19 protein-coding genes are annotated in these 24,566 nt (G+C 30.3%); 7 read left to right on the top strand and 12 right to left on the bottom strand.

Annotation, left to right across the window (positions count from 1 at the left end; genetic code table 11):
* The first annotated feature begins 24 nt into the window (after positions 1–24).
* Positions 25–1,287: an NAD(P)/FAD-dependent oxidoreductase gene (locus tag KQA_RS0206780; RefSeq protein ID WP_010179421.1), complete on the top strand. Its 1,263-nt coding sequence runs from the start codon at positions 25–27 to the stop codon at positions 1,285–1,287.
* 49 nt (positions 1,288–1,336) lie between these two features.
* Here the strand turns inward: KQA_RS0206780 and KQA_RS0206775 are convergent, their stop codons facing one another.
* Both KQA_RS0206775 and KQA_RS0206770 read right to left on the bottom strand, forming a co-directional pair.
* Positions 1,337–1,810, bottom strand: coding sequence for a hypothetical protein (locus KQA_RS0206775; protein ID WP_010179419.1), 474 nt, complete (start codon positions 1,808–1,810; stop codon positions 1,337–1,339).
* Between the two features lie 365 nt (positions 1,811–2,175).
* On the bottom strand, positions 2,176–3,063 hold the full coding sequence (locus tag KQA_RS0206770; protein ID WP_010179417.1) for an AraC family transcriptional regulator: 888 nt from the start codon (positions 3,061–3,063) through the stop codon (positions 2,176–2,178).
* Between the two features lie 134 nt (positions 3,064–3,197).
* On the opposite strand from KQA_RS0206770, the gene KQA_RS0206765 reads away from it, so the two are divergent.
* Together KQA_RS0206765 and KQA_RS0206760 are read left to right on the top strand one after the other, a co-directional pair.
* The gene (locus tag KQA_RS0206765; protein WP_010179415.1) at positions 3,198–5,759 is read left to right on the top strand and encodes a glycoside hydrolase family 2 TIM barrel-domain containing protein; all 2,562 of its coding nucleotides are present in this window, start codon (positions 3,198–3,200) and stop codon (positions 5,757–5,759) included.
* A 60-nt stretch (positions 5,760–5,819) separates the two neighbouring features.
* Positions 5,820–6,101, top strand: a complete 282-nt coding sequence (locus KQA_RS0206760; protein ID WP_010179413.1) for a DUF1272 domain-containing protein — start codon at positions 5,820–5,822, stop codon at positions 6,099–6,101.
* A 65-nt stretch (positions 6,102–6,166) separates the two neighbouring features.
* Here the strand turns inward: KQA_RS0206760 and KQA_RS0206755 are convergent, their stop codons facing one another.
* The gene (locus KQA_RS0206755; protein WP_010179411.1) at positions 6,167–7,066 is read right to left on the bottom strand and encodes an EamA family transporter; all 900 of its coding nucleotides are present in this window, start codon (positions 7,064–7,066) and stop codon (positions 6,167–6,169) included.
* 217 nt (positions 7,067–7,283) lie between these two features.
* On the opposite strand from KQA_RS0206755, the gene KQA_RS0206750 reads away from it, so the two are divergent.
* Positions 7,284–7,982 carry a TetR/AcrR family transcriptional regulator gene (locus KQA_RS0206750; protein ID WP_010179409.1) on the top strand — a complete coding sequence of 233 codons (699 nt, stop codon included), beginning with the start codon at positions 7,284–7,286 and terminating at the stop codon, positions 7,980–7,982.
* A complete protein-coding gene (locus KQA_RS0206745; RefSeq protein ID WP_029209497.1) occupies positions 7,921–8,406 on the top strand; it encodes an Mpo1 family 2-hydroxy fatty acid dioxygenase in 486 nt (161 codons plus the stop codon). Before KQA_RS0206750 ends, KQA_RS0206745 begins: the two co-directional genes overlap by 62 nt.
* A gap of 98 nt (positions 8,407–8,504) precedes the next feature.
* On the opposite strand, the gene KQA_RS0206740 is transcribed toward KQA_RS0206745, so the two are convergent.
* From KQA_RS0206740 to KQA_RS0206725, 3 genes are all read right to left on the bottom strand, one after another.
* On the bottom strand, positions 8,505–9,146 hold the full coding sequence (locus tag KQA_RS0206740; protein WP_010179405.1) for a response regulator transcription factor: 642 nt from the start codon (positions 9,144–9,146) through the stop codon (positions 8,505–8,507).
* Complete coding sequence (locus tag KQA_RS0206735; RefSeq protein ID WP_010179402.1) at positions 9,133–9,894, bottom strand: sensor histidine kinase; 762 nt, start codon at positions 9,892–9,894, stop codon at positions 9,133–9,135. Before KQA_RS0206735 ends, KQA_RS0206740 begins: the two co-directional genes overlap by 14 nt.
* Before the next feature lie 632 nt (positions 9,895–10,526).
* Positions 10,527–11,051, bottom strand: a complete 525-nt coding sequence (locus tag KQA_RS0206725) for a hypothetical protein (protein WP_010179397.1) — start codon at positions 11,049–11,051, stop codon at positions 10,527–10,529.
* Between the two features lie 250 nt (positions 11,052–11,301).
* On the opposite strand from KQA_RS0206725, the gene KQA_RS19520 reads away from it, so the two are divergent.
* Together KQA_RS19520 and KQA_RS0206715 are read left to right on the top strand one after the other, a co-directional pair.
* A complete protein-coding gene (locus tag KQA_RS19520) occupies positions 11,302–13,998 on the top strand; it encodes a BspA family leucine-rich repeat surface protein (RefSeq protein ID WP_010179395.1) in 2,697 nt (898 codons plus the stop codon).
* A 239-nt stretch (positions 13,999–14,237) separates the two neighbouring features.
* On the top strand, positions 14,238–16,310 hold the full coding sequence (locus KQA_RS0206715) for a S8 family serine peptidase (protein WP_010179393.1): 2,073 nt from the start codon (positions 14,238–14,240) through the stop codon (positions 16,308–16,310).
* 124 nt (positions 16,311–16,434) lie between these two features.
* Here KQA_RS0206715 and KQA_RS19870 read toward each other — a convergent pair whose 3' ends face one another.
* The 6 genes from KQA_RS19870 to KQA_RS0206685 form a co-directional block, all read right to left on the bottom strand.
* Entirely contained in the window at positions 16,435–16,605 is a 171-nt protein-coding gene (locus KQA_RS19870; RefSeq protein ID WP_010179391.1) for a T9SS type A sorting domain-containing protein, read from the bottom strand.
* 120 nt (positions 16,606–16,725) lie between these two features.
* A complete protein-coding gene (locus tag KQA_RS0206705) occupies positions 16,726–17,295 on the bottom strand; it encodes an L-threonylcarbamoyladenylate synthase (RefSeq protein ID WP_010179389.1) in 570 nt (189 codons plus the stop codon).
* 94 nt (positions 17,296–17,389) lie between these two features.
* Entirely contained in the window at positions 17,390–18,844 is a 1,455-nt protein-coding gene (locus KQA_RS20515; protein WP_010179387.1) for a LamG domain-containing protein, read from the bottom strand.
* 484 nt (positions 18,845–19,328) lie between these two features.
* The gene (locus KQA_RS0206695; protein WP_010179385.1) at positions 19,329–20,309 is read right to left on the bottom strand and encodes a Gfo/Idh/MocA family protein; all 981 of its coding nucleotides are present in this window, start codon (positions 20,307–20,309) and stop codon (positions 19,329–19,331) included.
* On the bottom strand, positions 20,296–21,975 hold the full coding sequence (locus tag KQA_RS0206690; RefSeq protein WP_040396154.1) for a sodium:solute symporter: 1,680 nt from the start codon (positions 21,973–21,975) through the stop codon (positions 20,296–20,298). Before KQA_RS0206690 ends, KQA_RS0206695 begins: the two co-directional genes overlap by 14 nt.
* 104 nt (positions 21,976–22,079) lie before the next feature.
* Positions 22,080–24,557: a PIG-L family deacetylase gene (locus KQA_RS0206685; RefSeq protein WP_010179381.1), complete on the bottom strand. Its 2,478-nt coding sequence runs from the start codon at positions 24,555–24,557 to the stop codon at positions 22,080–22,082.
* Positions 24,558–24,566 lie beyond the last annotated feature (9 nt).

The following is a 24,566-nucleotide window of genomic DNA, read 5'->3' as shown; positions in this document are numbered from 1 at the left end:
TGTGGTTATTGATTGTTTTATATTATGGCGAATAAACAAATTGTAATTATTGGTGCTGGTTTTGCAGGAATTTCAATGGCAAAAGCTTTAAAAAATAAAGGTACCGATGTATTAGTTTTAGATGAAAACAATTATCATAATTTTCAACCTTTATTATACCAAATAGCTACAGGTGGATTAGAGCCATATAGTATTGCATACCCTGTTCGTCGAATTTTACGAGGGTGTAAAAATATTCGTTTCCGTATGGCAAAAGTTACTAAAATTGATGCGCAACAAAAAGCCTTAGAAACATCGCTAGGAACTATAAAATACGATCGTTTAATTATTGCTACAGGTAGTAAAACGAATTTTTTCAATTTTACCGAAGAAACTAAAAAGCACTTACTCTCGTTAAAAAGTGTACCGGAAGCATTAGATATTAGGAGTTTTATTTTTCAAAATTTAGAACGTGCCTTAGTGAAATGGGAAGGTGAAACCGTTGATGAAATTATTAGTATTGCTGTGGTTGGAGGTGGACCTGCAGGTATAGAAGTTGCTGGAGCTTTGGCCGAAATGAAAAAACATGTAATACCGCGTGATTTTCCAGATTTAGATGTGTCTAAAATGAAAATACACCTATATCAATCTTCTTCAAGATTATTAAAGTCCATGTCCGAAGAGGCTTCTTCAAAAAGTTTAGAATTTTTAGAGGCTATGGGAGTTGACGTTAAATTGAATTCACGTGTTACAGGTTATGATGGAGATTTACTAGATTTAAAAACCGGCGAAAAATTTAAAACAGATACTGTTATTTGGGCAGCAGGAGTAAAGGGAACCTTAATTGATGGACTGCCTGCCGATGCTATTGTGCGTGGTGATCGTATAAAAGTAAACGAGTACAATCAAGTAATAGGAAATGATGCTATTTATGCTATAGGTGATGTGGCTTGTCATATTAGTGAAAAGAATCCTTACGGTTTACCAATGCTTGCTCCAGTAGCACAACAACAAGGAGCATTATTGGCAAAAAATATAGTAGCTACGTTAAAGGGTAAACAAATGACTCCTTTTGAATATAAAGACAAAGGATGTATGGCAACTATAGGAAGAAATAAAGCGGTGGTAGACTTACCAAAATTTAAGTTTCAAGGTGCTTTTGCTTGGTATGTATGGATGTTTGTACATATTTTTTCGCTAGTTGGTTTTAGAAATAAATTAGTAGCAATAATTGACTGGATGTCTAATTACTTTACCTATGATCGTCCACTAGGGCTTATTATAAGACGTTTTGATAAGTATAAGTAACATCTATTTGTTTAGTAAACCCAATAAAGATTTATGAGCTTGCCTCAGGTTAATAAAAAAGAATTTTTTCATCAAAGGATCTTCCTTTTACTTTTACATCATAGCGCGAAATAGGTAAGCTAATATTAGTCATATTACTTTTATAACCTTTATAAACAGATTTTCCTGAACTATCATAAATCCATATTTGGGGATCACCTTGTATTTTTTTTAGATAATCAACTTTTTCTAAACTAACATTATTAAAGTTTGATCTCTTTATTATATTCTTGGATTCAATTCCTTCAGCATATTTACAAAAAATATAGCTGTCAAGTATTTTGGGGTAAATTTTACTATCTTCTTCAACTTCAATACTGCCTGATAATAGAATAATCACATTATTAAATACAAAACCAGATTTATTACTGATCCTCATATTTTTTCCAGTAATAATAATTTCTTCGCGAGTATTGTACTCCCTTTTTAACGTGTTTCCATCAATAATTAAATTTCCCTTTATATAGGATAATTGATTGGTCATGTCAATATATTTTTGTGAGAAAGTGAATGTACTAATTAAAAAAAACGAAAATAAAATTGTTGTCTTCATTAAAATAATGATCTTAAATTAGGGCTTGGAAGACAAAAATATTAAATAGAATTAGTCATACAAATTACTATGCACACCTAATAAACAGCGTAACATAAATTTAATATAGCCACAAATTATAATTAGAAAAATGAACTAAATATTAACATATACATATTAAAATAATAACAAATAAAGCTTGTTATATTTAAGCTTTTGATTTTCATTCTTTTAAATGTGACATCAAAAATATTGATTGGTATTTAGGACTTTAATTTAAATCGATTACAGGTGTGTTAATATTTAATTAATTGATTTTAAATTGAATGAATGTGATTTTTTCGATATTGAAATGGAGTGTATCCCACTAATTTTTTAAATTGTTTATTAAAATAGGGCGTAGAATTATAGCCACATTCAAAACCAATTTCTTTAATAGCATAATCGGTATTTGCTAATAATTTTTTGGAAACATCAATTCGAATACTATTTAAATAATTTGAAAATGTAGTATTTGTTTCATTTTTAAAGAATCTACAAAACGATGAAACGGTCATGTTAGCTATTTCGGCACAAGTTTCAATATGGATTTCTTTTTTATAATTCTCCATCAAAAATTCATGAATTTTTAGCATTCTGTTCGATTTAAAATAGAAGCTTTTCTTTAAATAATTTTCAGAAACTAATAATTCATAATTAGAAAGGCTAATTAAATTCAAAATCTTTAATAATTGAATTAATTGATCAAAAGGATTCAGCTTAGGAATTTCTCTAAGTAAAAAATTAATTTCAGTCTTATGTTTCCCCGTAATTTTTAACCCACGTTCCGAATAGCTAAGTGCTTTACGGACTCCTTTTAATTCGGGAACACTAACAAAAAAAGAACCAAAAATTTCTTTATTAAATTGTACATATATGGATTCACAAAATTTTCCAGAACCTTCTTTTAAAAAGCTTTTATCAGGAATCCATGCATGTGGTAATAAACCACCTAAAAGCACTAAATCATCAGGTTCAAATTGATCTACATGATCTCCAACGAGTCGTTTTCCATAACCTTCAGTAATTGATAATAGCTCAATTTCTGGATGATAATGCCATGCTCCACTAAAATAAGGTTGTTTATATATTCCCGTATGAAAGGAAGAATGTTGTGGTTTCGTAATTTTTTCTAATGAAACAGAAATTTGATCAGATTGACTCATACCAAAACTATTGAATTGACAAATAAATATAATTTAGTGCAAATTTAGTATAATTTACATCAACTGTATTGTTATAGTTTTATACTAAATTATCCTTTTTGATAAAATAAGTCACTTAGGTAAAAAATAAGTCGATGAATTTCTTTCAAATTTTTTTCTATTATTTGTTAAAGTTATGTTTCCTTTTAACTTTTATAAACTGTTCTAAGCCATCCCCAAAAACAAGAGAGGTTATTGATTTTAATGCCAATTGGAAATTCCATTTAGGAATTGTAAAAAATGCTCATTTAATAGCTCATAATGATTCCAAATGGGAAAAAGTAGATATACCACATGATTGGAGTATAGATTCGGGATATAAAAAAGATGGTGCCACCGCTTGTAGCACGGGATTTGTTATAGGTGGGGTAGGTTGGTATCGAAAAAGTTTTAAACTGACAAACAAAGACAAAGCAAAACGAATTGTTATTAAATTTGATGGTATTTATAACAATTCAAGTGTTTGGATAAATGGAGTTTTATTGGGATATCGACCTAATGGTTATATCGGTTTTTCATATGATTTAACCCCTTATTTAAATTATAATAATGAAAATAATGTAATTGCTGTAAAAGTGGATCATGCTGCTTATGCAGATTCACGTTGGTATACAGGTTCGGGAATGTATAGAAAAGTAACATTATTAAAAACTAATTCGTTACACATTAAACAGTGGGGAGTTCAAATAATAACGAACAAGGTTGAGCCACTGTTGACTCGTATTACTGTAAATACACAAGTAAACAATAGTACTGTTTCTAAAAAAGAGAACTTAAGGTTGAAGTATCAGATTTTAAGTGCTTCAGACCATGAATTAATAACCGAAAAAGAAGGTGCTGTAAATGAATTCTTAACAACATTAGAAATACAAAAACCTCATTTATGGTCTATCAATAATCCGTATTTGTATAATTTAAAGGTAAGCTTGTATGCTAATTCAACTAAAGTAGATGAAGTAACAGTAAGATTTGGAGTTCGCTATTTTAATTTTGATGCCGATACAGGCTTTTCATTGAATGGAAAAAAAATGAAATTAAAAGGAGTGAACTTGCATCATGATGCAGGTGCACTTGGAGCTGCAGTTCCCAAAGCTATTTGGGAATATCGTATACAAAAACTCAAAGAAATAGGAGTTAATGCTGTTCGTTTATCACATAATCCACATGCAGAAGAATTACTAGAGGTGTGTGACGAATTAGGTATTTTAGTTATTAATGAGGCTTTTGATGAATGGAATATTCCTAAAGCTAAAAGTAAAGTATATTTAGGTGATAATGCTGCTACAGCAGAAGCTACAAAAGCATACCCTACTCATTTTGATAAGTGGGCAGAAAAGGATTTGAAGGATTTAATTAAAAGAGACTTTAATCATCCATCTGTAATTATGTGGAGTATAGGCAATGAAATTGAATGGACTTATCCGCATTACACCAAAACGTATAATGATGTTAATGCTAAGCAAGAATACTTTCGCCATACACCAATTTATGATTCATTAATTATAAAAAAAGTTTTTGCTAAAAATTTAAAAGCTAAGAAGGATCCATTAGTTACTTATGCCAATAAATTGAATTATTGGGTTAAAGAAATAGATACGACCAGGCCTGTTACTAGTGGTAGTGTACATCCCTCTATTGGTTTAGCAAGTGGTTATGGTGCTGCAGTGGATGTATATGGATTTAATTACCGAGCAGTAGAATATGATGTAGCACATAAAGCCTATCCAGATTTGAAAATTGTAGGTTCTGAAAATTGGGGAGCTTATTCGGAATGGAAAAATTGTGTGGAGCGCGATTTTGTTGCCGGAATTTTTATTTGGACTGGTTTTGCTTATTTGGGAGAGGCTGGTCCTTGGCCACGAAAAGGCTTAAATATTTCCTTATTTGATTTTGCTGGATTTAAAAATCCAAGGGGCCATTTTTTTGAGTGTATATGGAATGACACACCTAAAGTCTACTTGGTAACTACACCTGAAACAGCATCGGAATTTTCATTTTCGGATCAAACGGGTTGGGAGTTTGATATGCAGTTAAAAAAGCCACCTTTATGGGGGAATTTACGTTTATGGGAATGGTATAAAGTCTATTCTAAATGGAACTATTCACCTAATGAATCAATTATTGTTCAAACCTATACCAATTGTGACGAAGCTGAATTATTTTTAAATAATCATTCACTAGGAAAACAGAAACGTTCCGATTTTTCTGAGGATAATATTATTAAGTGGCAAGTTCCTTTTCGGGAAGGGAAACTATCGGTAAAAGGATTTAATAATGGTGTTGAAGTTGCCAATTATGAATTAAATACCACTAGTGATATATCAAAAATTGAATTGACTTCAAATAAAAAAGTAATGCAAAATAGTGGTTATGATGTTAATGTTATAACGCTTCAACTTTTAGATGGAGCCGGTCACTTAGTTACTGATAAGGATATTGAAATTGATTTTAAGATCGATGGTCCTGCAAAAAATATAGGAATTGATAATGGTTGGGAAATGAATATACAACCACATAAATCTAATAAAATAACCACACACAATGGTAAGGCAGTATTATTTATACAGTCAACCAAAAAAGAAGGTATCATTGAGGTAGAAGCCTTTTCAAAAAAATTAATTTCAAATAGTATTTCTATTAATAATAAACATCAATAAGGTTTAGTATATTTAATATAACGTATTCATAAATAACTCAATTAATAATTTTTATTCAAAATGTTAGCGATAAGACCTACTTGTGAAAACTGTGATAAATTACTCCCAAATACTAGTAATGAAGCTATGATTTGTAGTTATGAATGTACATTTTGTAAAGATTGTGTGGATCAGGTTTTAAAAAATGTATGCCCTAATTGTGGTGGTGGCTTTGAAAAAAGTCCTACACGTCCATCGGGTCAATTATTAAAATATCCTCCTCAAAAAGAAAAAGTGTTAAAACCGGTAGCTATAAATAGTTTTTTAGAAAAAAATATAAATGTTGATCTACGAGAAAGGTAATTCATTTTATATATGATATCAAAAAAATAGAAGAAATATAGTGGACTATCTAGTAAATATTATTTTTAAGAATACAAGATTAAACCAACACCCAACATGATACCAAATAAAGGAATTAGTTTTTTACGTTTGTTTTTTTCTTTGAAAATAAGTCCACCTACAACAACCGAAATTAATATTTGACTTCTTTTTATTGCAGAAAGTAGCATGATTAAAGCTTCGGGATTTTGTAATGCTTTAAAATAAAAATAGTCCGCGGTTTGTAATAAAATTCCAACCGCAGGTATAGACCAACGCCATATAAATTTTTGTCTTTTTTCTTTATAAGGAAACCAAGTAAAAGATAAAATAACTACTAAAATGAAAATGGTATAAAAACAAAACCAAAACTGTAATGTTTGGGGAGTTAACTTTAAATTTTGAATTAAAAATTTATCATATAAACCACTAGAAGCTCCTAAAAAAGTGGCTCCTATAATAGCAAAAATCCATTTGTTCTTTTTGAATACAATTCCTTCTTTTTTTCCAATTCGAGAGTAGAGTAGTACCGATAAAATAATAAGGAAAAAACCAATCCATTGCCATAAATTAGGGCTTTCATGATATATAAAGATAGCTCCGATAAAAGTAAAAAAAGGTCCCGCAGATCGAATAGGAGTAACTATAGTTATAGGTAAGTATTTTAAGGCTTGATAAGCTAATACCCATGAACATGCCATTATTATTGATTTTATAAAAATAAAACCATGTGTTTGCCATGATATGTGAGCAATATAAAATCCAGTTGCTTTAGCATACTCTGGAAAAAAATACGAAATAATAGCAAAGGGGAGTAGTAACAAAAAACCAGCTGTAATAGTTCCAAGTAGTACGGGAAATATTTCATTATCCTTTACAGCATGTTTTTTACATAAATTATGTAATCCTAAAAATAAAGCGGCCGAAAGTCCTAAATACATCCACATGGCCGCGAAGATACTTTTTAATCTTTAAGTAATTCTAATCTACTTTACATTCAATTAGTATTTTTAAAATACAACCAGTCAAGTAAATTAATCACGAAAACGTTGTAAATTAACATTGTTACTTTATTTAATAATTTTATAACAGTCTTTTATAGTATTGCTTGTGTTTCTTATAAACATATATTAATTTTAGGTGAGATAAATTGGTTAACCAACTATGACACAAGAAATCAAAAGCAAAGTAATTTGCTTATATAACAAGTATGGATTATCATCGGTTTCCATGCAACAGTTAGCTGAATCTATAGGAATTAGTATTGAAAATTTACACAGTCATTACAAATCTAAAGAGGAAATATTGATCTGCATTTATGAAGATATGTATGCCGAATCATTACATTTTTCAATTCCTAAAAATGGATATATTACATTAGATCATATTGAAAATGTTATGCTTAAATATGAGGGGCTTCAAAATAAATATTCTTTTTTTTATAATGAACTTGTGTATATAATACGAAACTATCCTACGATAGCTAAGCTACATAGTGAGTCTAGTATTCAACGGTTTAAAGAAGCTAGAAGTTTAATTAATTATTATGTTGAAACAGGTAGATTTTTACCAGAAAATAGATTATCTAGTTATAATAAATTAATTCATTCTTTGTGGATGATTGGTACTTTTTGGCAGTCACAACGTCAAGTAATAAATTGTGACGAATATATGGCTAGTAAATGCCATTTTGTTGAAATGCATTGGAATGTGCTCATTCCTTTTCTAACACAAAAAGGATTAGATGAGTATGCCCAAATCAAAGAAAATAACCTAAAAAGAAAAAAAAATACTGATCAAAATGAGAAAAATAGACAGTCTTTTAACAGAATATGGAGAAAGTCACCAAACCAAGTTGAATAAAATTATACATTATTTTTGTGTACCGTCAATTTTTTTTAGTTTAATTGGATTATTAGCTTGTATACCTGTAGGGAATGAGATAAAAAGTCTTTTTCCAGTTTTTGTAGCTCCCTACATTCATATTGGATCACTAATTATATTTTTAGGCCTTTTTTATTACCTTACTTTTTCAATTCCACTTTTTATAGGAATGTTCATTTTCTCTACCTTAGTTTTGTTAGGAATACATCAAATCGAAATAATGAATTTAGCTCCACTGTGGAGTATAATGCTATTTATATTTGTTATCGGCTGGATTGTTCAATTTATTGGACATAAACATGAAGGTAAAAAACCTTCCTTTTTTAAGGATATTCAATTTTTAATGATAGGACCTGCATGGACAATGAGTCATGTGTTTGAATTAATGGGGATAAAATATTAAAATTTAATCGAGTTCAAATAATTATTAGGTTAAGGGAATACTACTATTGTGTTTAAAACTATTTTAATAGATGTATTAAAATCGAATATCATGCATAACTATAAAATTTCAACAATTTTATGTTTAATAGCATAAATGACTAAACCGATTCTGTTTTTTGTATGTAATTTTTCAAAAAGGGCATCTCTATATCCGTCAATTGTTTTAGGGCTTAAAAACATTTTCTCAGCAATTTCTTTATAAGTCATTTCGGAACATACCAATTTTAAAAATGTAATTTCACGTTCTTTTAATTGTATTTTATTGGAATTGCCATTTAGTGAGTTCATTAATATAGTAGAAACATCTTTGGTGTAATAGAATCCACTATTCATAAGTTCCAGTAAGCCTTTTTCTAAAATAGTTTTTTGTACATCTTTTAGTAAATAGCCTTTAGCACCAGCCCTTAGCATTTTAATAATGGTTTCTTCTTCATCTTCCACCGAAAGGGCTAATACTTTTATTGATGGATATAATTTGGTAAGCTGTTTAGTGGTTTCAATACCGTTCAAAATAGGCATATTCACATCCATTAGTATAATATCGGGTATTATTTTTTCTGAAGCTATTCGATCCAATAATTCTTGCCCATTACAGCACAAATATTTGGTTGTAAATTGTTGAAATGAATTCACTAAACTACTTATAGCTTGAGCCAATAAAATATGATCATCAACAACTACTACACTAAAAGTTTCCATGAGGTATAATATAAGTTATAGTCAATTTTGTTCCTTCGTTTATTGAAGAAGTTATTTCTGCAATAGCACCTATAAGTTGTGCTCGTTTGGCAATATTTGTTAAACCAATCCCTAATTGACCGGTTTGATTGCTATTAAACCCAATCCCATTATCACAAACACAAATTTGTAATTGCTCTTGTGTATAATTTAAATTTAAGCATAATTCTGTTGCTTTAGCATGTTTAATTGTATTAGATAAAAACTCTTGTAAAATTCTAAATAATACAGTTTCAACCTTAGGATCTAAAACAATAACTTTCCCTGCAATTTTCAATGATGATTTTAAGTAATTCAATCGATTAAAGCGATCTATTTCTTGTTGTAAAGCATCCGTAAATGAAATAGCTTTTAAGGCTTCGGGATTAGCTAATTTAGATAATATTCTAAGCTCCGTGAGTGCTTTGGTCAGGGTTTGATCAATGGAATCCTTAGTATCATTATTTTGTATTTGTAGTTTAGCCAAGGTTATTAGTTGACCAATATTATCATGTAATTCCCAGCTAATATTTCTAAAGGCTTCTTCTCTTATTTCAATTTTAGAAGAAGTAATTTCTTTTTCAAAATGTTTTTCAGTTTCTTTTTGTTTTAGTAGTAATTTATTTTTTCGTTGTTGAAATATAATAAATAGGGTAACCAAAACAATTGCAATAATAATTGCAACTATTGAAAGCATTAAAAATAATTCAGTTATTTGCTTTTCATCCATTTAAAGCCTAATATATAACAGGTGTAAGTTACCCAATTTAAAAGAGTTACAATAATAGAATAGCTCAATTCGGTAATATTTAGGTATTTAAGTAGGAATACTAAGGGAAGCATACCTACAAAATAAATAATGTTTCCCATAGTAATCCAAAAAGGCAAGTTGGTTTTTAAACTGAGTACTTTTTCACTGTTTAATAATTGAAAATAATAAAAAAAAGAACATATGATTATGGCAATTGATGCGCTAAAAAAATTTATAGTTTGTAACGAATTTGTAAAGCCCTCTTTGTAAAAAGAAATCATAAGAAAAATGAAGTATCCTAAAGCTAGGATTATAAAAAACAAATCTTTTTTCCTTTCTAAAATTTTTCTGTACCAGTTTATAAAAAAGACAAAATAAAAAATAAATAAGCTATTGTATATAAATAGGTTACTGTATGTTGTGTTGTATGCGATCACAGTTCCCAATGTATCTACTAAAAATACGATCAAAAAGAAATAAATAAAATTATGCTCTGTTGAATATTTGTATTTATTCCAAAAAAGTATGGCAACTATCACTGTTATTAATTCAACCACATGTATGCTTAATAAAAAATATTGGGGATATTTCATATACTTATCGTATTCTATTTATTGTGCAGCTAATTCTTTAGGAGGATGACCGGCTCCTCCTAAGTTTAAGGCTTCGACATTGTCCATGTTTTCACTTATTTCATGTGCAGGAGGTTGCATAAAGTACCCCGCTTTAGGATCTTTTTTTATACTTGTGGTTGTGGGTACAGCAAATAACGTAGTAAAACCTTTATTGTCTTTTGTATCTGGGTAAACCCCCAGATAAAAGCGCAATCCAAGTTCTTCATATCCTTTTTTATCTGCTTCTTTTTCAACATATGTAATGTATTTTTTAATTCTATCCAGAGAAAACCATATTTCTCTTGAATCTTCAATACCTAAAGAATCAAAACCAAGGGCGTTATTTATTATTCTATGTCGTGTAGATTTGTACCTTTCTTCTAATTCATTGGCTTGTTTTAATGTTATTGTCCCCTCTATTTTTTCAGGTTTTCTAGACTTACTTTCACATGAATTACATGCTACTGCATTAATAAAAATCCCTAGTAAAATTCCTCCATTAATTACACTTTTAAGTTTCATGATATTAATTTTAAAGTTGGTATTATGTTAATGCAATGTACTATTATTAAGGATATTAAATTAGGGTGTTTTCCCCCTTTATGTACAGTTGAATGGCCTGTTTATTTAAAAAAAATAGGATTTTGGTTTAATTATTTCGCATTTCAAGATTCTAGGTAATGCTTATGTCAAGGCAAATATAATAACTCCAAAGGGGTAGGGTTATTAATAACTTAAGCGTTTATAAATAAACACTAAATTAATTAAACTAATGAAAAAGACATTTAAACTGAACTACCTTATATTTTTATTGGGTTGTTTTATGGGGTATTCTCAATATCCAACCGATGCCATGGTGATGAAATTTGAAACTACTTTTGCGTCGGAGTCTGTATTTGTAAATACATCAACAGAAATTGAAGACTATGATTTTAATATTGATTGGGGCGATGGTACCCAAACAAATAGTACGGGGGATTTTGCGAGCCATACATTTGAAAATCCTGGGCAATACGTGGTTCAAATTACAGGGAGCTTTGCAAAGTTAGATTTTCAGAACACCAATAGTTTGATTTCTGTGGAACAATGGGGAACCAATTTGTGGAGTGACCTGTCTAACATGTTTGCAAATTGTACAAATTTAGAAAGTATCAATGCTACTGATGCTCCTAATATAGGCAAAGGAGCACGCCTTTTCAGAACTTTTTATAATTGCTCTTCATTAAAAGAAGCAGCTATAAATCATTGGGATGTAAGTAATGTAACTTCGCTATGGTCTGCTTTTGAAAATGCTTCCTTATTTAATAGTCCTTTGAACAATTGGGATGTAAGTAATGTTGAAAACTTAATTGCAACTTTTAAAGGGACTGAAATGTTTAATCAACCTTTAGATTCATGGAATGTGAGTAAGGTAACAAGAATGTCAGACACATTTAGTAATTCTAATTTCAACGGGGATATAAGTAGTTGGAATGTCTCCAATGTTACCGAAATGAAATCAACTTTTTCGGAAAATAAAGCCTTCAATCAAAATATAAATGAATGGAATGTGGGTAAGGTAAAAGATTTTTCTGGGATGTTTGAAGCCTCTAATTTTAATCAACCATTGAATAAGTGGAATATGTCGGGAGCTATTAATTTAACAGCCATGTTTAAAAATAACATAGTTTTTAATCAAAACATTAGTAACTGGAATACGTATACTGTTAAAACTATGAAATCCTTGTTTGAAGGCACTAACTTTAATAAACCTATTGAAACTTGGAATGTTATGAATGTAAATAATATGTCGGCCATGTTTAAAGGTAATAGCGCTTTTAACCAATCTATGGCATCTTGGAATGTTACTAATCTAATAAGTGCAAAAGAAATGTTTAAAGAAGCAATAAGTTTCAATCAAAATATTGATAGTTGGAATACAAAAAGCTTAATACATGTAGAACAAATGTTTGCCCTCGCAGAACTCTTTAACCAACCCTTAAATAATTGGAATGTGAGTAGAGTAAGTAGTTTTGTAGGAATGTTTGAAGGAGCAACTAGCTTTAATCAACCCTTAGATAACTGGAATTTAAAAAGAGCTAGATCTTTTGAATCTATGTTTAAAAATACCCCTAGTTTCAATCAACCGTTAGACATGTGGGACATGAGTAAAGCGCTTTATATGGATGAAATGTTTTTTGCTTCTAGTTTTAATCAACCGCTAAATGATTGGGATGTGAGCAAGGTAAAAGATTTTGGGTCTATGTTTAAAAATTCTCTTTTCAATCAACCCATCAATAACTGGAATGTAGAAAATGCTTTTAGATTATCTTCAATGTTTGAAAATTCTAATTTTAATCAGCCTTTAAATAGTTGGAATGTCAGTTATGTGCAAGAGATGTCCCTTATGTTTAGCAATTCAAGTTTTAATCACCCCTTAAATAATTGGAATGTTTCCGAAGTTTACGATATGTCTGGAATGTTTACTGGAAGTGCATTTAATCAGCCAATAGATAACTGGGATGTAAGTAATGTAGAAAATATGTCTGATATGTTTAGTGGAAGCGCATTTAATCAGCCTATAGGTAACTGGAGTGTAAGTAATGTGACTAATATGTCTGATATGTTTAGTAGAAGTGCATTTAATCAGCCTATAGATAGTTGGGATGTAAGTAATGTTATTAATATGTTTGGAATGTTTACCGAAAGTGCATTTAACCAACCTTTAAATTCATGGGATGTACGTAATGTTGAAAATATGTCTTCCATTTTTGCAGTTACTGAATTTAATCACCCCATAGATAATTGGAAATTAGACAGTGTAACTGATATATCTTATATGTTTACTGATAATGCTGCATTTAACCAACCTTTAAATTCTTGGAAATTTAACTCAAATTTTCTAGATTTTGGTCTAGAAGGAATGTTTAATAATGCTACTTCTTTTAACCAACCGTTGGATAATTGGTTACTTCCAAAAGAAGGTATGAGTCTTGCCTTATTCTTATCAGGTTCAGGAGTATCTACTGAAAATTATACGAAAACATTGGTAGGCTGGGCAACAAACAACAATATTCCTTTTGATATTTACATTGAAGCCGAAGGTGTTACTTATTGCGAAGATGCCATAGGAGCCAAAGAAAAATTACAAAATGAATTTGGATGGAACTTTTTAGATGGAGGAGTAGATGATAATTGTATTGATAGTACCTCTGCTAAATATCTTTTAGACGCTAACATTACTACTGAAGATACTGCTTTTGCGATCTATAACAAAAGGGATCAAAAAATTGAAATAAATGGGCATCATATATCCAAAATAATGTTGTATAACATTTCAGGCCAACTTATTGCTGCAAAAAATAATGAAGAAGAACTTACTACTAATAGAAGCTTTTCTACAGAAACCTTAAGTGCAGGAGTATATATAGTACTTGTACATTTTGTAGATTTTTCACAAACAAAATCCTATAAAGTAACCATCTATTAAAAAGTGTTGCAAGCTCTAAAAAATAAGTGCTTGTGATTTACTCTATAAATATTAAAATATAGTATTCAATATTTAATTGTTATTAGCCTTATATGCATAATCTAAAAAAGTATAGTAATTGTACGCATGAGTGGTAATGATAATAAATAGTTAACGCTACACAAAATTTAATTAAAATGATAGCATTCAGTCTTAAACATAAAACTTTCTTGTGTCTAATTTTTATTTTTACAAATATCTTGGCACAGGATTATCAGCTTACTGAAAATCAGAAGCAAAAAATTAATTTTAATAGGAATAACACAAAGTTAGATCCCCTTTTTAATGAGATTATAAATAAAGGTAATTCCGATAAATACATTCATTTTGTAGCAAATCCAAACACTACTTGTAAGGAATTAAAAAAATCACTTATTCAAATTGGTGCAAAAGATTGTATAGTTTTAAATCATATAGTTTGTGGTAAAATTAAAGGTTCGGACTTAGAAAAAGTAAACCGATTATCGCAATTAAAATCTATTATACCTTTAGAACGAGGAGAAACAAATAGTGGAGTTGTAAAAACGGAAGGAGATGAACTCATTTTTAGTGATATTGTAAGAAAAGATTTTGGTTTTGATGGATCAGGTATAAAAATTGGGGTAATATCGGATAGTTATAATAGATTAGGTGGAGCAGCAGAAGGCGTTGCCAATGGAGACTTACCAGGCATAGGAAACCCCAATGGGTATACTAAACCTGTTCAAGTACTAAGAGACGATCCCATTTTTGATGATGAATTTGACGGTGACGATGAAGGAAGAGCGATGCTAGAGATTGTTCATGATATTGCTCCTGGAGCCGAGTTATATTTTTATTCGGGGGTAGAAAATATTTTTTCAATGGCAGATGGTGTAAGGGCACTTGCAGATGCAGGTTGTCATATTATTGTAGATGATCTTTCATATAATTTTTCAAATTATTTTATGAATGGCCCTGTAGGACTTGCTATAAATGATGTAGTATCAAAAGGCGCCATATATTTTTCGTCCGTAGGTAATAGAGGAAGGTCTTCTTATCAGGCACCTTATAAAGATTCTGGTAAAAAAGGACCTAATGATGGTAAACTACATGATTTTGGTAATGGAGAAACTGTATTACGTATTCAAGTTCCTCCATTGAAAACAGTTACTCTGTACTTTCAATGGGAAGACACACAACCTACTTTATCTGAAATTCGCTTACCGTTTACGAAAACTGATATCGATTTTTATGCATTCGATACACAAACGGGAGAATTAATTACCTCTAGTAACAGACCAAATATAAGATTTCTAGAAAACTTTGAGCAAATTAGCATTAACAATACATCTATTCTACCAAGAAATGTAGATTTACTTATAGAGTTAAAAGAAGGTAGAATACCCAGGATGTTAAAATTTATTGATCGTTTTGATAATGTTATTTTTACAACAAATAAAAACACTTTTGCAGGAACTGCATCTGGTCATCGCAATGCAGAAGGATGCATAAGTGTAGGTGCTTCTTCTTTTTTTAATCATCCTAATTTTAATGATTACAGAGAAGAAGCAGGCTTGGAAAAATTAGATTTGATAAAAATTAATGGTTTTTCTAGTGCAGGAGGAACCCCCAAAATGTTAGACGACTTAGGTAATTTTATTGCACCAATTGTACCAGAAGTGCCATTTATAGTAGGACCAGATGGTGGACAAAACAGTTTTTTTGGATTAAATGGACCTAGGACTTTCGATGATGATATTATTTTAAGATCGGAATTTAAAAGATTTTATGGTTCTTCTGCTTCGGCTCCGCATGTAGCAGCTGCTACGGCATTACTTTTACAAGCAGATAATACGTTAACCAGTAGCGAGGTAAAAGATATTCTTAAAGAAACAGCAACAGATATGGATGATCCCATAACTGCTGAGTTTGATACTGGATTTGATTATGGCACAGGCTACGGATACCTTAACATACTAAAAGCAATAGAAAAAGTTACTGATGGAAATACGCTTTCAGCTACAGATAACTATAAAAATTACAGAGAAACAACAGCGCAAGTGGACGTATATCCCACTTTATTTGAATCGGAACTTTCATTAAATTTGAAAAATGTGAATTCTGGCTATTATACTGTTCAAATATTCAATATTCAAGGAAAAATTGTTTTTAGTAATGTGTACGATGTTAAAAGTAATAATTTTAATACAAAATTAAACCTAGAAAAGTATCCTAGCGCTCCTTTAATTCTTACCATAAAGAATAAAAATTCTGGAGAACTAGTACACAACCAAATCGTCTTTAAAAAGTAGAACTTGGCATAGGTGAATAAGTATTGCTAAGCTTTTTGTTATTCTAGTTAAAGAATATTGCTGTAGCGAAATATAAAAGGGAGTGAACTATTTATAATTAAAAAGTAGTGAGTGTTAGCATTCACTACTTTTTAATTAATTGTTTCACAAATGTGCCTCCTTTTTTCATTATTTTTATAATGTACTTACCAGACGATAATTTTGAAATATCAATACTATGTCTTTTGGGAGATAGTTCTTTTGTCTTTATTATTTTACCATTGAGGTCAAATAAACTAATGTTTTCTATAATCATAACCACAAAATTTAATTAAAGTAAATTACAAACTTTAATTTATAAAAAAAATATATATTTTGTGATTTTTTTAACAATATTTAATACTTGTATCATATTCATTTTAAGCTAAATAGTGATCTATTGTCTTATTACTTTAACCGTAGCATTGGAACCTATTTTTATAATAGCCGATGGTTTTTTATGCTTACTATTTAAAGGTAATTTACACACATAATCAACCAACTTGATTAATTCTGGGTCAATATCTTCAAAGGATTTAGGAGCAGGTTGTCCGCTAAAATTAGCAGATGTCGATACCAATGGTTTTTTAAATTTACGTATTAATTTCCCAACAAAAGGATCTCTAACCACGCGTATTCCTAACGAATTATCAGATGAAATGATATTTTCGGCCACCCTAATAGGATTGTCATAAATAATCGTAGTTGGTTTTTTAGCATACTTTAAAATATCATAAGCAACTTCTGGAACATCCTCTACATACTGCTGTAACATTTTAAAATCACTCACCAAACAAAGTAGTGATTTATCAGCTCCTCGTCGTTTTATTTTATTTAATTTATCTATGGCTTCACTATTAACAGCATCGCAGCCCAACCCCCATACAGTATCTGTAGGATATAAAATGATTCCTCCACGTTTAAGATGTGTAATAATGGTTTCGGTTTCTAATTTTAAATCGATCATGTTCCTATCAAAATTAATGAGCTGCAAAAATACTTAAAAGCAAATAGGTATTAGTCCTTTTGATAAAACATAATTTTATATTAAAAAATAGTAATTAGTCTTTTGCTGTATAAGCTTGAGTAGCTAGTTTATCATCAAATAAAACATTTATGTAATAAAAGCCTTTAGGAAGTTTTGATACATTCAATTTAGTTGTTTTATTATCTATAGTAAATTCTTGAAACAGATTTAATTTATGAGTAAGAAGTTGTACCTTATTGATATATTTATCACTCGTAATTTCGAGAATATCATTTTCATCTTTTGTTTGATGCATTGTGAACGATTGATAATCTATATTTATCGAGTTTTCTTTTACAGTAACTTCTTGATTCATAAGATTTTCCTTAATTAAATTATTATGTGTTTTTAAGGAATCTGTAGGTACTTTACTATTATTTTCAATTTTAGCAACTTCAATACTAGTTCTTTTAACTATTTCAGGGATTGTATTATTATTAATGGCTTTTGTTTGGGCTACTTGCTCAGTTTCTGTTAAGGTATTTACACTAATAGACTCCCTATTTTCAATAATACTAGGTGATATATCATTAGAAACGATAGCCTTTTCTTCATTAACTTCTTTATTTTTTTCTAATTCTTGTTGTTTTTGTAAGCTTAAAAACTCATCAGTCATAACTGGTTTGTATATTCTAATCCAATCAACCAAAAAGGTATTTTTCTCAATATCTTTTAACTCTTTTTTAGAAGGAGTTAACCCGTTACTAGCCCTCCATGTCTGATCTTCTGCATTAATTATGATATCCATTTCTTTATATATTCCTTTTGTTTCAGAATAATTATTTGGATCAATTACATCCATACCTTCAACTACTCGAACTTTTTCTCCATCAATATAGTATTCTAATGTAAAAGGGTCTTTCCAATAAATTCCTACACGAACCCATTTTTCATGCCAGGTTGTTCCATTTGAAAAATACCAACTATCATCATCTGTAGGTTGATAGTCTTCAAATGGACTACGTTTAAACATATGATGACTAAGATGAATTCTTTTTGAATACCATTCATTATTTTGATTATCGGAACCGTATGCTTCAATAATATCTATTTCTTGGGTGTCATCGGGACTTAACATCCAAACAGCACATGAAAGGGATGAATTACTAATTTTTACTTTAGACTCAACAAATACAGGATACTTAATCCTAACCTTTGATGTTATACAGCCGGTATTAATTTTTTTACTTCCTTTTTTTTGACCAGCTTTAATTTTAAGATATCCATCAGATATTTCAGAAAAATTCTCATTCCATTCTGTTAGACCAGGACCTTTCCAAGGGTTGTGAAAAGAATCGACCCATCTATTTTTAAACGTAAGATTTTTGGAATTTCCCAATGCTTGATAATTAAAATCATCCGATTGAGGGTGAAGTTTCCATTTATATCCTTCATCTAATTTTACGGGAACATCAATGTTCTTCCAATCTTGTGAGAACAATAAATTATTAATTAAAAAAAGAAGTGTGAAAGTAATTGTTTTATTCATATTCGTTTTTTTTTGTATTAATATCATCTACCATTTCAAATTACAAATGGTATAAATTCTTTTAACTAATTGTAAATTAATGTGAATGTTTCTTGCTAAAAGTTAAAAGACTATGTATAAAGCATGAAAAAAACGTTAAAATGCTTATTTTTTGGGTTTAACGTATTTAAATCCTGTTTTTTCATTTAAAAAAAAGGATTTAAATGCTTAATTTATGAGCTATTTTTAATCTCAGAAGCTTAGTTATAAGTTGTTTATCAAATATAAAATGTGATGATGTAACTAAAGAGAAAATACACATACAATTTTAAAATTACTTATAAAATGTGTATGCTGTTTCCTATAACTTTTTATTTAATTTGTTACAAAGATGCATAACTAAACATATCTTAAAAAGAATACGGATATTGATAAATAAGTTAGGTGTTACATTGATAATGTATAATTGAGTTTAAAACCCTTTTTCAAAAATTAAAAGTTATTATTAGTAAATAACTCCAATTTCCTGAAGTACTATATCTAAATAAGTGGCTAGTTCTATGCTTTTGGCATGAGACATTACAGAACTTTCAATGTTTTTATTATGGAATAACTCTTGAACATGAGTTGCCTCAAATTGATAACCTGATCCTTGCGTATTTTTTGGATAAATTATTTCATTGCCATCACTTTCAATGACTTTTAGGTCAGAAGGACCATAAAAATTTGGACCTAAAATAGCTACTCCTTGTTCAAATTGAATATAAATCTCTGTAGGCGTATTTTCTAAAAGTGTAGATTTTAATTCAGCCTTAAGTGATTTTGGGTAATTAAAATTAATAATACAGCTTTCATCAACTCCTGTTTGACCAATAATTGCATTTGTAGTGATACTTGTTGGTTTTTTAAGTAAACTTAAACAGGCAAAAATAGGGTAGATACCAATATCCAGAATACTACCGCCACCTAAATTTTTATCAAATAAACGACTTGTGGGTATAAAGTCCGCTTTAAAACCAAAATCAGCTTTAAATGAGATTACTTTTCCTAATTTTTCAGAATCAACCAATTCCATTAAGCGATTAAAATTAGGTAAAAAAGCAGTCCACATTGCTTCCATTAAAAACACCTTATTTTTTTTAGCTAAATCACATAATTCTGTTACTTGATTAGCATTCATACCCATTGGTTTTTCGCATAAAACAGCTTTTCCATAAGTAATGCATAATTTGGCATTTTCAAAATGAAATACATGTGGTGTAGCAATATATATGATATCAATATCTGGATCTTTAGCTAAAGTTTCATAACTACTATAGGCTTTATTTGCAGCATATGTTGTTTTAAAAGCTTCAGCTTTATTTAAATCCCGACTGGCAACAGCATGTAAAATTGCATTTGGCACAAAAGCTAAATCACTAGCAAATGTGTTTGCTATATTCCCTAATCCTATAATTCCCCAGCGTGTTTGTTTAACTTGTTGCAAATTTGTTTGATTTAAAAAGATTGATAAAAAAAGCTAAAAAAATTACGAGTAGGCAGCCTAAGGCATTTAGCCACAAAAAGGGCAAATAATCCCCGAAATAAACACCAACAATAATGACTTGCGTAATTAATGCTGCTATAAATACCGCATTGGATGTTATTCTTTTGAAGAAAAAGGCGATTAGAAAAATCCCTAAAATATTCCCATAAAAAATAGATCCTATAATATTTACCAATTGAATTAAATTATCAAAAAGAGGAGCGATACAAGCTACTAATATGGCTATAGCTCCCCAAATTAAGGTTGTTAATTTGGTCAAATTCATAAGAGCAGACCCTTTTTTTGGTTCTTTTACATTGGGCTGGTATAGGTCGACTACCGTAGTAGTCGCTAAAGCATTAAGTTCCGAAGCTGTTGATGACATAGCAGCCGAAAGTATAACTGCTAACAATAAACCAATGAGCCCTTTAGGTAAATGATGGAGTATAAAATGGATAAACACATAATCTTTATCATTTGACTCCACGTTAGGAGCTACTTGCTTAATTAATGCAATTGATGTTTCTCTATTCACTTTTAATTTAGAATTAACCAACTGCAATTGACTTTTTAAATTAATTTCATTTTTAGTTTCATTATAAGCGGTATAAATGGCTTTTTTTGAATTTTCTAAGGCTGTTTTCTCTTTTTTTAAGGTGGTATAAGCCGAAGATTCAGAAGAGTTCATCATCGCTTTTTCAACCTCGGGATTAAAACTAAGAGGCGCTTCATTAAACTGATAAAAAATGAATACCATAACCCCTACAAATAATATGAAAAATTGCATGGGCACTTTCAATAAAGCATTAAACAATAATCCTAATTGACTTTCTTGTACCGATTTACTTGATAAATAACGTTGTACTTGGCTTTGATCTGTTCCAAAATAAGAAAGCATTAAAAAGGTTCCTCCAATTAAGCCTGTCCAAATGGTATATCGGTTTTTTAAATCGAATGAAGTATTAATTAAATCAATTTTATCATTCGCCTTAGCCAAACTGAAAGCTTTGGTCAAGGTTATATCGGCCGGTAATGACCAATAAATAATTAAAAAAGCAGTAAACATACCCGCAAAAATTACTGCCATTTGTTGTTTTTGGGTTACTGTTACCGCTTTTGTTCCTCCACTAACAGTATATATAATAACCAAAACTCCTACACAAATATTCAACCAAATTAAAGGCCAACCTAATACCACTGAAAGTACAATGGAAGGCGCGTAAATAGTGATGCCAGTAGCTAATCCACGTTGAATTAAAAATAAAACAGCAGTGAGTACACGAGTTTTTCTATCAAAACGAGATTCTAAATATTCATAAGCTGTATATACCTTTAGCTTTTTATAAAGCGGGATAAAAACCAAACAAATAATTACTATAGCTAAAGGAAGTCCAAAATAAAATTGGACAAAGCCCATACCAGAAAAGTAGGCTTGTCCAGGAGTTGATAAAAAAGTAATAGCACTGGCCTGTGTTGCCATTACAGAAAGCCCAATGGCCCACCATGGTGTTTTTTCGTCTCCTTTAATATACTCATGTGCTGTGGTAACAGCTCTGGTTTTCCATACACCATAACCTACTATAAACCCTAAAGTAAGTAAAAGAATTGACCAATCGATTCCGCTCATAAAACTTTGACTATTTTGATAACCAATAAAAGAAAACAATATAAATTAGATTGGCTACCAATACCCATGTATACCATTGTTTCCACTTAAAATTAGACTTCATTTTACAAGTTAATTATGTTAACTAATAATTTATAGGCTCCTGTAACCCCTTTAGGTAATTCTCTAAAAAAACTAATTCCAGTGTACACAAAATGACCTTTTCCATAATCACTTACTAATAAACTTCCTTTTGTTTGTACCTCATCAACATCATGCATTCCTAAAATAGGGGTAAACTCCTTACCCCATTGATCAGGGAAATACAACCCACGTTCTTGTACCCAATTATTGAAGTCTTGAGTTGTAATTTTATTAGGCATATTTAATACTGGGTGTTTTGGAGCTAAAAAAGTGACTTTAGCGGTTTCATCAGTAACTCGCTTTCGCGAAAGCGTAAAATCATAAGGAAAAAAGCTATTCGTAGGAGCAACGCTACCTCGATAAGGTTTTGTGGTGTATTGAACAATTACGGTTCCACCAGCTTTTGCAAATGAATGAAACTTGTTTTTGTTAGTGACTAGCTGCGGGAATTTGTTTAGGGCACGTATTCCTAATATAATGACATCAAAACCACTTAAATCAGTGGTATGAAAATCGGTAGCATGAATTGTAGTTATTTCAAAACCTAATTGACTCAAATTTGTATCCACACTATCACCAGCACCTTGAATATAGGCTATTTTTTTGCTTCCAGTAGTTACAGAAAAATTAATTAATCGTATTTCTGATTTATGAATAATTTGTTGTTTGGGTATATGCGTATATTCAATATGCTCTGCATAATTACTAAAACTATTTCCATTAGTTGTTACAGCTGTAATTTTTGCTAGGGTACTTGCTGTATCTAATGGAGGTATTACCTTAAAAGAAAAGGATTGCTCATTTCCTTTTGTGATACTAAAATCAATTTTTTCGGGTTGTATAATCCAATTATCGGGAACATCAATACTCAAAGTTCCCTTTTGATCCTTTGTAGCAGCTAATAAAGAAACACTTACTTCTTTTTCATTTTGTTTAGGAAATAAAACCAATTCTTTTTCGGGGCGTACACTAATTTCGGGAACCACAAAAAGTGGTTCATGTATTTCACCAGTAACACGGTCTCTATATTTATAGCGTATTTGTTTGGTTTGTGAAATTAGATATCCGTCTACATTTAAGTTAAAAGTAACACTAAATGGGGAAGGAGTTTGTGGTAATCCTATGTTTAAATTATTCTCTACCGTATACATTCCTAATGAATATTCTTTAGTCAAATAATAAGGAGTAGTGTACTTTTTATTAGGTAAATCCACCGTTGATTGATGTTTAACCACTTTATTATTCGCTAACTTTTGTGCTATTCCCAATTGTTTAGTATTGAAATAGGCATTTTCTAAAGTTACGGGGTAAGAACTTCTATTTACCGCTTCGATATTAATTTCTAATGAGTCTACAGGTGATATTTTAGCTGTGTTAGTATAGGCATTTAAATAAATACCTAAGCAATCGGTAATAATGTTTTCTAAAAGAGGTAATTTTTCTTTTTTCCAATAGGAATCCTCTAACTGAGTTATTTTTTTATGAATTTTAAGTAATTCAGTAACATTGGCACTAGGGGTGGTAAAATTAAAATCAGCTAATAATTCACTTAACATTTCGGCAACAATAGCACCCCCTTTGGTACGTTTCCAGCTGGTGTCAATACCATCAAAAAAATTAGTAGTCGATTTTTTCCCTTTTATCAGTTCGAAATATTCTTTTCGTTCTCCTCGACTCGATAAGGTTCCAAATCCTTGTGATTTATGTTGACTTCGGCTTAAAGCTGCAATTTCGGTATTTGATTTTCCTAAACTAGGGTAGTAGTTTCCTACATCAATGGAAATATCTTTAGTCACCGAATTTTCAAAATCTTTTTTGTTTTTAAAAAACCATGATGATTTATTTAAATAAACGGCTTTAGGTTTGTGAGCAGTCGTATGCTTTAACTGTTCAGGGAATTTTAAGGGATCTGAAACTGCATCAAAAGCTTCAACACTAATCATTGCAGATGTTGTATGATGCCCATGTGTGGTACCCGGTGTACGATGATCAAAACGATTAATAATTATATCTGGTTTAAACTGACGGAATGCCCAAACTACATCATGTAATAATTTGTCTTTGTCCCAAAATGTAAAGGTTTCCTTCGGATTTTTTGAATACCCAAAATCATTAGCACGAGTGAACCATTGTTCACCACCATCAATACTACGAGCAGCCAGTAATTCTTGTGTTCGAATTACCCCTAAAGCTTCTCGCAATTGTGGGCCAATTAAATTTTGTCCACCATCGCCTCGAGTTAGTGATAAATAAGCCGTTGTGGCATGTACATGATTCGCAAAATGAGATATTACGTTTGTATTCTCGTCATCGGGATGTGCTGCCACATACATCACCTTTCCTAAAAAGGCTACTTTTTGGAGTTTTTGATAGATTTCAACACTAGTAATTTCTTTTTTTTGTGCATAAGCCTGAAAGCACAGACTAGCTACTAATCCAATAAGTATTCTTTTTTTCATAAACAATTT

This window comes from Aquimarina agarilytica ZC1, from assembly GCF_000255455.1.
Classification (GTDB): Bacteria; Bacteroidota; Bacteroidia; order Flavobacteriales; family Flavobacteriaceae; genus Aquimarina; species Aquimarina agarilytica.
Note: the sequence above shows the minus strand (reverse complement) of the source record. Positions and strands in the feature narration are given on the sequence as shown.